Annotated in this window: 9 protein-coding genes and 1 pseudogene; all 10 read right to left on the bottom strand. The window is 59.9% G+C overall.

From position 1 onward, the window contains the following. Positions 1-121 precede the first annotated feature (121 nt). Positions 122-1,300 (bottom strand): annotated as a pseudogene (locus CKO35_RS16870) (FliI/YscN family ATPase); the annotation flags it as partial. Then, positions 1,293-2,096: a flagellar assembly protein FliH gene (locus CKO35_RS16865; protein ID WP_200177281.1), complete on the bottom strand. Its 804-nt coding sequence runs from the start codon at positions 2,094-2,096 to the stop codon at positions 1,293-1,295. The pseudogene CKO35_RS16870 and the gene CKO35_RS16865, both read right to left, overlap by 8 nt. Before the next feature lie 58 nt (positions 2,097-2,154). Continuing rightward, positions 2,155-3,162, bottom strand: a complete 1,008-nt coding sequence (gene fliG, locus CKO35_RS16860) for a flagellar motor switch protein FliG (RefSeq protein WP_200177280.1) — start codon at positions 3,160-3,162, stop codon at positions 2,155-2,157. Further along, positions 3,152-4,810, bottom strand: a complete 1,659-nt coding sequence (fliF, locus tag CKO35_RS16855; RefSeq protein WP_200177279.1) for a flagellar basal-body MS-ring/collar protein FliF — start codon at positions 4,808-4,810, stop codon at positions 3,152-3,154. Before fliF ends, fliG begins: the two co-directional genes overlap by 11 nt. Positions 4,811-4,829: 19 nt before the next feature. After that, positions 4,830-5,150, bottom strand: a complete 321-nt coding sequence (gene fliE, locus CKO35_RS16850) for a flagellar hook-basal body complex protein FliE (protein ID WP_200177278.1) — start codon at positions 5,148-5,150, stop codon at positions 4,830-4,832. A gap of 46 nt (positions 5,151-5,196) precedes the next feature. Then, on the bottom strand, positions 5,197-5,328 hold the full coding sequence (locus CKO35_RS18275; protein ID WP_274600869.1) for a helix-turn-helix domain-containing protein: 132 nt from the start codon (positions 5,326-5,328) through the stop codon (positions 5,197-5,199). Further along, positions 5,325-6,215: a sigma-54 interaction domain-containing protein gene (locus CKO35_RS16845; protein WP_274600868.1), complete on the bottom strand. Its 891-nt coding sequence runs from the start codon at positions 6,213-6,215 to the stop codon at positions 5,325-5,327. The genes CKO35_RS18275 and CKO35_RS16845 overlap by 4 nt, the downstream gene beginning before the upstream one ends. A gap of 153 nt (positions 6,216-6,368) precedes the next feature. Continuing rightward, a complete protein-coding gene (locus CKO35_RS16840; RefSeq protein WP_200177277.1) occupies positions 6,369-7,841 on the bottom strand; it encodes a sigma-54 dependent transcriptional regulator in 1,473 nt (490 codons plus the stop codon). A gap of 112 nt (positions 7,842-7,953) precedes the next feature. After that, positions 7,954-8,517, bottom strand: a complete 564-nt coding sequence (locus tag CKO35_RS16835; protein ID WP_200177276.1) for a PilZ domain-containing protein — start codon at positions 8,515-8,517, stop codon at positions 7,954-7,956. Positions 8,518-8,575: 58 nt separating this feature from the next. Beyond that, positions 8,576-10,066: a protein adenylyltransferase SelO family protein gene (locus tag CKO35_RS16830; protein ID WP_200177275.1), complete on the bottom strand. Its 1,491-nt coding sequence runs from the start codon at positions 10,064-10,066 to the stop codon at positions 8,576-8,578. Between the last annotated feature and the right edge of the window lie 274 nt (positions 10,067-10,340).

The following is a 10,340-nucleotide window of genomic DNA, read 5'->3' as shown; positions in this document are numbered from 1 at the left end:
CACAGGTGGATATTATGTGATATATGGTTAGGAGGCAACAAAACAACCAGCTTTTCCGTTGAGAAAGTGAAATTTGTGAATGAACGCCAAGGTAGAGATCAACCAGATATTCCGGTTACCCGAAATATCTTGCCGCCTCGACATGGCCGGGATCGACGATTTCGTTCATGACCCGGGACACGGAAGCCTCCACATCAATGGCCGGATAACGTCCCGTATCGGCAATCCGTCGCGACAGCACCACATGTCCGTCAAGAATTGCCCGCGCCGCGTCCGCGATGGGGTCATTGGTATCATCCCCTTCCGCCAGTACAGTATAGAAGGCGGTGATGGATCCACTGCCCTGATCTCCATTGCCCGCACGCTCCACGAGCTGGGGCAATTTGGCAAACACCGATGGGGTGTACCCCTTGGTTGCCGGGGGTTCACCGATGGCCAGGGAAATTTCTCGCTGGGCCTGGGCAAAACGCGTCAGCGAGTCCATCAACAGTAGCACTTCATGACCCTTGTCACGAAAATACTCCGCAATGCTGGTGGCCAGCATGGCGCCGTGTAGACGCATCAAGGGCGAATGGTCCGCGGGAACCGCGACCACAACGGCACGGGCCATGCCTTCCGGCCCCAGGATATTCTGGACAAACTCATTCACCTCACGGCCCCGCTCCCCAATCAGGCCGACCACGGTGATGTCAGCCGTGGTATAGCGTGTCATCATGCCCAGGAGCACGCTCTTGCCTACGCCGCTTCCGGCGAACAGCCCCATGCGCTGACCTCGACCCACCGTAAACAGGCCATTGATGGCGCGTACCCCCACATCCAGGGGTTCGTGTATGGGACGCCTGGAAAGGGGGTTGATGCTGCGGCCGTTGAGCGAGACATGATCATCGCACTGGGGTGGCGGGCGTCCATCCAATGGCCGCCCGGATCCATCGAGAACACGACCAAGCAGCGCATCCCCCACCAGGGTTTCGCGGGCGTGGCGGGTGGGTATCACCCGTGCTCCAGGCGTCAATCCACTGACATCCCCAACCGGCATGAGGAAACTACGCTCGGCGGAGAATCCCACAACCTCCGCCTCCACCTCGCGTCCGCCGGCACTGATGAGACGACATCGACCACCAATCGATGCCTGGCAGCCTTCCGCCTCCAGGGTAAGACCGACCATCCTGACAAGTCGCCCTTCAGCCACCACCGGCATGGCCTTGGCGGCTCGGGCACGGTAGCGGGAAAGTCGCTCGGCAAGCTTGCCGGCACGGACATCCGGTCGAAGTGCCTCGGGTAGCAAAGCAGCATCAGCCATTGTCGGAATCAGCCTCCCGGTTCAGGGATCTGCCAGCGTGTTGAACCCCGGCCCCCGTATCCTGATCACTGCTGCGCTCACCGCCCCATACCATTGCGATCACCGCATTCAATCGGGACTCCAGTGAGGCATCCACACGGGAGGCTTCGGTAATGACCCGCACCCCACCCCGGCTCATGGTCGGGTCTTCCACGATGGACCAGGGGCGCTCCAGCTCATCCAGTCTCAATGTATCCCTGACCAGTTTGCCGTCATCAGGGTGCAGGTGAAGATGCAGTTTGCGCTCGGCACTGGGCAGAGCCTCAAGCGCCTCACGCAGCACTGCAACGATGGCGCCCGGATCCGTTCTCAACTCACGACGCACCAGCTGACGTGCAACAGCCATCGCCAACTGCACCAGCTCTTCCTCCACTGCGGCATCCAATGCATCGTAAGGCCGCTGCAACCCCATCAATAACTGGTCCAGTATTGCCAGACGTTCTTCCACCCAGGCTTTTGCAGCCTTCATGCCTTCCTCATGGCCGCTGTTGAAGCCGTCCTTGCGCCCCTGTTCCAGACCCAGTTTGTAACCTTCATCCCGCCCTGCCCTCAGTCCTTCCTGACGGGCCTGCTGCTCAATGGCCATGATCCGGTCTGCAGTGGGCAGGGAGGGTACCGGTTCAACCGGATCCTCCTCCTCCAACGCATCCGGCAACGGGTCGTCAATCTCCTGAACTGGCGGTGGCGCATGCACATCGGGCACCTCCCAGCGACGTGCCCCGCTTCCCTTTTCCGATGTGATAACCCGTTCGCTCATAAATCTTCTCCATGCCGACCTCGCATCGCATGACCTTGGCAGGTCTCCGGGAGTCCGGTCATACCATCTGTTCGGCGCCCTTGCCGCCAAGCACGATTTCGCCAGACTCGGCCATGCGCCGTGCAATGCTCAGAATCTCCTTCTGGGCCACCTCCACTTCGCTCAAACGCACCGGCCCCTTGGCTTCCAGATCATCCTGGAGCATTTCGGCGGCACGCTTGGACATGTTCTTGAAGATCTTCTCCTTGACCTGATCATCGGCGCCCTTGAGGGCAATCACCAGGGAATCAGTGGAAACCTCCCGCAACAAGGACTGAATGCCACGATCGTCCACATCCACCAGATTGGCAAAGACAAACATCAGATCCTGAATCTTCTGGCCCAGGGACTCGTCCAGATCCCGGACCCGGTCCATGATCATGCCCTCCTTGGAGGAATCCATGAAATTCAGGATGTTGGCGGCACTCTTCACCCCGCCCACGGACGAAGACTTGACATTGATGTTACCGGCGAACTGGCGTTCCAGAATCTCATCCAGTTCCATCAGCGCGGCCGGTTGCACGCCATCCAGGGTGGCGATGCGCATGAGGATATCCGGCTGGGTTCGGTCGGGCAGGAAGGACAGCACCGCCGCCGCGTGGTCCGGATCCAGATAAGACAGCACAATGGCGATGATCTGCGGATGCTCAAGGCGGATGACCTCCGCCACGGCACGGGGATCCATCCACTTCAGGGACTCCAGCCCCTTGGAATTTCGACCCAGCAAGATACGGTCGATCACGCCATCGGCCTTGTCCTTGCCCAGGGCGGTCGTGAGTACGCTGCGAATATACTCATCGGACCCCATACCCAGGGCGGTTTGTTCCTCCACCAGGGCAATGAAATCGTCCAGCACGTCGCCGACTTCTTTTTTCGAGACATTGGAGAGAGACGCCATGGCAGTCCCGATTCGCTGCACTTCCTTGGGACCCATATGCTTGAGTACCTGGGCAGCGGCTTCCTCACCCAGACTCATGAGAAAAACGGCCGCCCGGTCAGGGCCCGACATTTTGCTTTTAGGATCCATCATCAGCCACCCAGTTCTTGACCACTTGAGCCACCAGCTTGGGATCTTCCTTGATCAGATCACGCACCCGCTGCAGATTCTCTTCATAACTCGCCGGCTTCTTGCCCGGGAGGGCCTGGGGCTCAGCCGCGCCCTCATGGGTCAGGCTGAGCTGGTCTTCTCCAAGCCCTTCACGTTCAAGACGCATGCGCTCTTCGGCTTCTTCTTCCGTTTCCGGCGCACCCTTGGCAGCCAGCCCCTTGAGCATGGGCCGCACCACCAGAAGGATCAGCAGGAGTGCCACCAGTGCCACCAGTGCCATCCTTGCCAGTTCCTGGGCCCACGGTTCCTGCCAGATCACCGGTGCAGGATAGGCGTCAGGTTCGGCCACCGGCAGGAACGGTGCATTCATGACGTTGACACTGTCTCCGCGCCGGGCATCAAAACCAACCGCCTCGCGCACCAGTCTTTCGATACGCTGCAACTCTTCCTGAGGGATGGGCTCCCGGACCAGTTCCCCATCCTCATTCAACTGGTCACGGAAATCCAGCACCACCGCCACGGACAGGCGCCGCACGGTACCCGGTGCCTCCCGCACATGACTGATGGTGCGGTCCACTTCGTAGTTACGGGTCGAACGTCGACTGCTGGAACCTGGCATGGGCGCATCCGGCCCCAGCACCCCCTCCCCCTCGGCATCGAGTACACCGCCCGCGGGAGGCTGATTGGTCAGTGCACCGGGAATACCCATCATGCCCATGATGCCCCTGGACTCTTCTTCCGCGAGTTGTTCGCTGCGCAACGCCGTCAGTTCGGGGTCGAAATTTTCAATGGTCCGCTCAATGCGCGAGAAATCAAGATCAGCGGAAACCTGGGCACGCACCCCGTCTGCGCCGACAATGGGCGAAACGATATCCATGATCCGCCGCACGTAACTTTCTTCCATACGACGGGTGAAATCCAGGTTCCGGGTGGAGAGGTTCATACCCTCATCCTCATCCCGGGGCGTCAACAACTGTCCCCGCTGATCCACCACCGTCACCCGCTCCGGATCCATATCCGGGATACTTGACGATACCAGATGGACAATGCCCGCCACCTGACGTTCAGTCAGTGTCCTCCCCGGGTGCAGATTGACCAGCACCGAGGCACTGGGTCTGACCCGGTCGCGCACGAACACGGTTTCCCGAGGCATGGCAAGATGGACTCGCGCCGATTCCACACTGGACAAGGTGGAAACCGAGCGGGCCAGCTCCCCTTCCAGCGCACGGTGGTATCGGGCCGTCTCCACCAGACGACTGGTGCCGATACCCTGATCCTGCTCCATGATTTCAAAGCCGAATCCCCCCGTACGCGGAAGACCTTCCGTCGCCATCTGGAGTCGCGCCTCATGAACCCGACCGGAAGGTACCTTCAAGGCACCGGACAGTGGATCAATACGGTAGGGAATCCCCTGTCGACCCAGCGCTTCCATCACCTGGGCAGATTCCCGCTCGCCCAGTCCGGGGAAGAGCACGGCATAGGAAGGCCGGGTTACCCAGAGAAACAGGCTTGCCACCAGGGCGACTGTGGCAGCCACCCCAACCAGCAAGCCAACCTGACTCTGGCGGGGCAGACTGGTGAAACCCTGCATCTGCTGATTGAAAGTCGTGGTCAATGAAGTTGCCATGATGGTTCCCTGAAAGGACCTACACCTGCATGTTCATGATGTCCTGATAGGCGGACACAAGACGATTACGCACCTGCGTGGCGGCCTCGAAGGAAATGCTGGCCTTCTGCGTGGCGATCATCACTTGCACAAGATCCACCTCAGGATCCCCCATCTCGAACCGTGTCGACAGCTGATTCCCCTTCTGCTGGAGGCTGTTCACCTTGTCCATGGACTGTTTCAGCGCCGCGGCAAAATTGGGCTGTACCGGAGGCACCGCAACCCTTGGCCCCTCCAGACCGGCTCCCGCCGCCAGCACGCGCATTTGCTGAAGAACCTGATTGATCTGCATGTCACTCATCTTGGAATCCTCCCGGCCTGAGTGGCAGGCCAAGTGTCAAAATTTTTCAATAGGGAATGGATACACCCGCATCGCGCAATCTGGCCAGCTTGTAGCGCAGGGTGCGTGGACTGATGCCCAGACGGGCCGCGGCATCCTTGCGGCTGCCCTCCTCCACCCGAAGGGCATCCAGAATCAATTGTTCTTCCCTTGAGCGCAGCCGGTCACCCAGGCGCTGGGTTTCCGTGCCGGGGGGGGAGGCAAAGGGATTCGGGAATGGCCCGGGTCCAGCGGTGGTGCCATGGTTTCAAAATGGATGGAGGCGGCATCCAGTTCCTCGCTGTCGCGCAGGATCATGGCCCTCTGAATGACATTATCCAGTTCGCGCACATTACCCGGCCAGATGTGATCCATCAGCCGTGCCGCGGCGGCGGTTGAAAGACGGGCGCGGTCAATGCCCCGTCCGTGGATATAGATCAGACGGCGTGCCAAGGGCAGAATATCGCCCGGGCGCTCCCGCAGTGGAGGAATGACCAGAGGAAAAACATTGAGCCGATAGAACAGATCTTCCCGAAACTTGCCCTCTGCCACCGCCTGCATGAGGTTGCGGTTGGAGGTGGCGAGGACCCGGACATCCATCTGCATGGGACGGCGCCCACCCAGACGTTCCACCTCCCGCTCCTGCAACACACGCAGCAGTTTCGCCTGCAGGGAGAGGTCCATCTCCGAGATCTCGTCCAGCAGCAGAGTACCGCCCTCGGCCAGTTCAAACTTGCCCGGACGGGATTCATAGGCGCCGGTGAAGGCGCCCCGCTCATGCCCGAAGAGCATGGCTTCCAGCATGTTTTCGGGAATGGCTGCGCAATTGACCGCCACGAAGGGACCGTCTGCGCGTAGGGAGTGGGCATGTATGAATCTGGCATAGACTTCCTTGCCCACCCCCGACTCGCCGTTGAGCATCACGGTCGCTTCAGAAGCGGCAACACGACGCGCAAGCTCTACCAGTTCACGACTCCGGGGGTCCTCCGCAACCAGCTCGAAGGCTTCGCCCGAAGGGTCCATTGTCAGAAGTGTTGCCTGGGTCATTTCACCTGCTCCGAAATGTTGTCCGTTTATCGACCCTCCCCCAGCGGCAAATCACCGATGGGGAAGCGGCCTGCAACATGACTTAAGCAGGTATCGTGCCAGACTAAAATTTCTTAAAAAAACAAAAACTTAAATATATAAAACCAGAAGACGTCAGGATTCTGTCGTTTCGTCATCGCGCTGGATGCCATATTTCCGCATCTTTTCCACCAGCGTGGTGCGGCGCATCCCCAGCAACTTGGCGGCATGAGCCACAACCCCGCCAGAACGGTCCAGGGCCTGACGGATCAGGCGGGTCTCAAGATCACAGACATACTCCTTGAGATCAAGACCGGCATCGGGCAGACCGATGTCGGCAGACATCGGATCGGCCCCTTCGACCATGGAGAAGGCCTGAAGATCCTGTTCACTGAAACCGGACCTGAACTTGCCGGGGAGGTCATCCGGTGACACGGTTTCCGCCGGAAACATGATCGCCAGACGTTCCACCAGGTTGGCCAGCTCACGAACGTTGCCAGGCCACTCATAGTGGTACAGAACCTTCAGGGCGGCCTTGGAAAAGCGCACTCCGGAACGACCTTCAGCCTCCATGCGACTGACCAGTTCATCAATCAGCAAGGGCAGATCCCGCAACCGGCTGCGCAGTGGCGGCATTTCGATCGGGAACACGTTCAGTCGATAGTAGAGATCCTCCCGGAAAGTACCCTCGCGTATCGCCAGATCAAGATCCCTGTGAGTGGCAGCAATGATGCGCACATCGGTGGTCAGGGTCTTGGTACTGCCCACCCGCTCGAAGGTGCGTTCCTGCAAAACCCTGAGGATCTTGACCTGCATGGGGACCGGCATGTCACCGATTTCATCCAGAAACAGCGTTCCGCCCTGAGCCAGTTCAAATCGACCGGGGCGGGAAGAAATGGCACCGGTGAAGGCCCCTTTTTCATGACCGAACAATTCACTTTCCAGCAAATCCCCGGGAATGGCACCACAGTTTACAGCGACAAAGGGTTTACCTCGCCTGGATGAGCACTGATGAATGCTCCTGGCCACGACTTCCTTGCCGGTCCCCGTCTCCCCCAGGATGAGGACATTGGCATCGGTTATCGCCACCTGCAGGATCAATTCACGAATCCGCTGCATGGTGCGGTGATACCCGACCAAAGAACGGTAAAGCTCCTGATACTGAGCCTTCTCCGCGGGCACGCCAGTGGCCGCCAGATGCCGCGCGGTCTGCAGGCAGGCCGACAGAGCGGGATAGCGCAGGGGATAATCCAGCCGCCCCAGAACCCTGGGATGCAGGGCGTCGGGAAAACCTGAAAATGCCTCGGCTGCTCCAGCCAGTATCAGCGGGGGTGATGTCTTGATGCGGGACAGCGTATCCAGTAGGACCACGGACTGGTGCGAGACACAATCGCTCACCATGACCGAAAGCCACCGGGTCTCTCCCATCAGGGACTCAGTGCACTGTTCGGGAGATGTTATCCGGGGCCGGCAACCCAGGAAGTCCAGAATGGTCTCCATGCGCAGGGCACGCCCGGTGTCCTGCACCACCAAAAGCACCTCGTCCGGCAACGCGGCGCTGGAATCTTCCCTGGTGTCATCGGTGAATATTGTTTCTTGCAATGTCATGGATACCCGCCATGGTTATTATTCCATCAGCCCGAAATTGTAATTTTTTCTTATGACAGCAAATGTCCGGGCTACCTCAATCAGTGAAAAACAGGCCACGCCTCATCCCTGATCAATATTCACGACCGCAACGAGCCTGAGCGATGCTGCGGCGATGGCGGCGAAACACCATTTTCTGGATGCCATCCTCCAGGGATGGGCTCATACCCAGAAAGCTCACACTCAGATCATGGCCCGCCTCAACAGCTTCAATGGCCGTCACCCGGCCATACAGCGTCAGCGGCTTCGGGAACTGAGGGCACAGGTGAAATGTGAGTCGCAAGGCCTGCCCCCGCGGCAGGGGATCGGCCTGAATCCAGCCCAACCCCTCGGCTGAAAGACGCACCGGTATCGCCGGGGGAATCCGGGCATGGGCATGCAGGAGCAGACTGACCATCTCTACCAGCAAATTGACTTTTGACTCAATTCTCGACAGCTCCTGGCTGACCTCGCTGCCCTCATCCAGCCGCCGTGGCAAGGCATCGTCCATGCTGGCGCAAACCCTGAGCAGACTTTCGTTGGCCTCATTGATGCGTGCCATTTCCTCGGCAGCCGGGATACCCGCAACCGGCTCCACCGCGAGGGGGAGTCGGTCCCTGATCACCAGCACATCATCAAAAGGGTCATGTCTCGTCATGGCATGATTGGATCAGCATACCGATCTGGTTGCAACCGAGCCGGGTTCCCACTTCAGTTCAGGTACCGCAGAAGGTCTGATAAACCCGCTCTGCCGGTGTCGGCGGCCGTGCATAGGCCTGGTCAGCCTCCCCCAGCGTCCAGGGATTGCACACCACCCCGAGCAACCGCCGAAAGGGCCCCGGATCCCCCGCCTCCAGGGCCGCCGCAATCACCTGTTCCACCCGATGATTGCGGGGAATGCAGGCTGGATTGACCCGGCGCATGCGCGCGGCCCGCTCCCCCGAGGACAAGGGATCCTGCCGCAACCGGGAACGCCACTGCATCGCCCAGGCATCGAAGGCTTCGGGCTGCGTGAACAACTGGCGGACCGATTCATCTTCCGCCTCGTCTTCGGCCGCGTCGCACAGGCGGCGGAAACACAGGGTGAAATCCACCTGCCCCTGCTCCATGGCCCGCAACAATCCCTGGATCAGGGCAATGTCCCCCTTATCGGCCGCACTCAGCCCCAACTTGAGACCCATCACGTCAATCCAATGACGCACAAACCGTTCAGAGAAGGAATTTACCAGATCCGTGGCCAATTCCAGCGACTGATTTTCGTCGGAATGGATCAGCGGCAGCAGTGTTTCGGCGAATCGGGCCAGATTCCACTGGGCCATGGTCGGCTGATTGCCATAGGCATAACGCCCCTGGATATCGATGGCACTGAAGACCTGATCCGGATGATAGACGTCCATGAAGGCGCAGGGACCGAAATCGATGGTCTGTCCGGATACGGCCATGTTGTCCGTGTTCATCACCCCGTGGATGAATCCCACCCCCATCCACAGGGCCACCAGCCGTGCCTGGGCCTCCACGACGGCCTCCAGCAGGGCCAGACCGGGCCGGTCCGCCTCACGGGTCCAGGGGTAATGCCGATCCGCGACATGGTCCGCCAGCTGCCCCAGCGCCGCCCGATCGCCACGCATGGCGAAATGCTGGAATGTCCCCACCCGCACATGGCTGGCCGCCACCCGGGTCAGGATGGCACCCGGCAGGGCCGTGTCCCTGAGCACCGGTTCTCCGGTGGAGACGGCGGCCAGGGCCCGGGTCGAAGGGATGCCCAGGGCATGCATGGCCTCGCTGACCAGATACTCCCGCAACACAGGACCGAGGGCGGCACGGCCATCGCCTCCCCGGGAAAACGGGGTACGGCCCGATCCCTTGAGCTGGATATCCCGACGCTGCCCCCGCACATCCACCACCTCCCCCAGCAGGATGGCCCGCCCATCCCCCAGCCGGGGCACGAAATGCCCGAACTGATGGCCGGCATAGGCCATGGCCAGGGGCTCCGAACCGGGCAGTATGCGGTTACCCGCAAACACCTGGGCCCAGGCTTCCGGCGTCAGGGACAGGGGGTCGATGCCCAGTTCCCGACACAGGTCGTGGTTGAATTCAATCAGGGAGGGGTCAGGCACCGGATCCGGATTGAGCCGGACATGAAAGGCCTCCGGCAGGCGGGCATAGGTGTTGGAAAACGGGATCGGATCAGGCGCCGGGATGGTCACGGGGTTCAAGCCTCCTTCATTGGGCCGACGGACACACCGCCACAACAATCCGACCACGCCTCACCGTCGGGGTTCGCGCCGGCAGACGCATGGGATATTGACCATACTCAATTCCGGGTCTACGCTCCGCTTATATATCTATTACAAAAAAACGGGTAACCGGAATATCTGGTTGATCTCTACCTTGGCGTTCATTCACAAATTTCACTTTCTCAACGGAAAAGCTGGTTGTTTTGTTGCCTCCTAACCATATATCACATAATATCCACCTGTG

It is taken from the genome of Ectothiorhodospira shaposhnikovii (assembly GCF_016584105.1).
In the GTDB taxonomy this organism is placed as follows: Bacteria; Pseudomonadota; Gammaproteobacteria; order Ectothiorhodospirales; family Ectothiorhodospiraceae; genus Ectothiorhodospira; species Ectothiorhodospira shaposhnikovii.
This window is presented reverse-complemented; position numbering and strand designations above follow the sequence as displayed.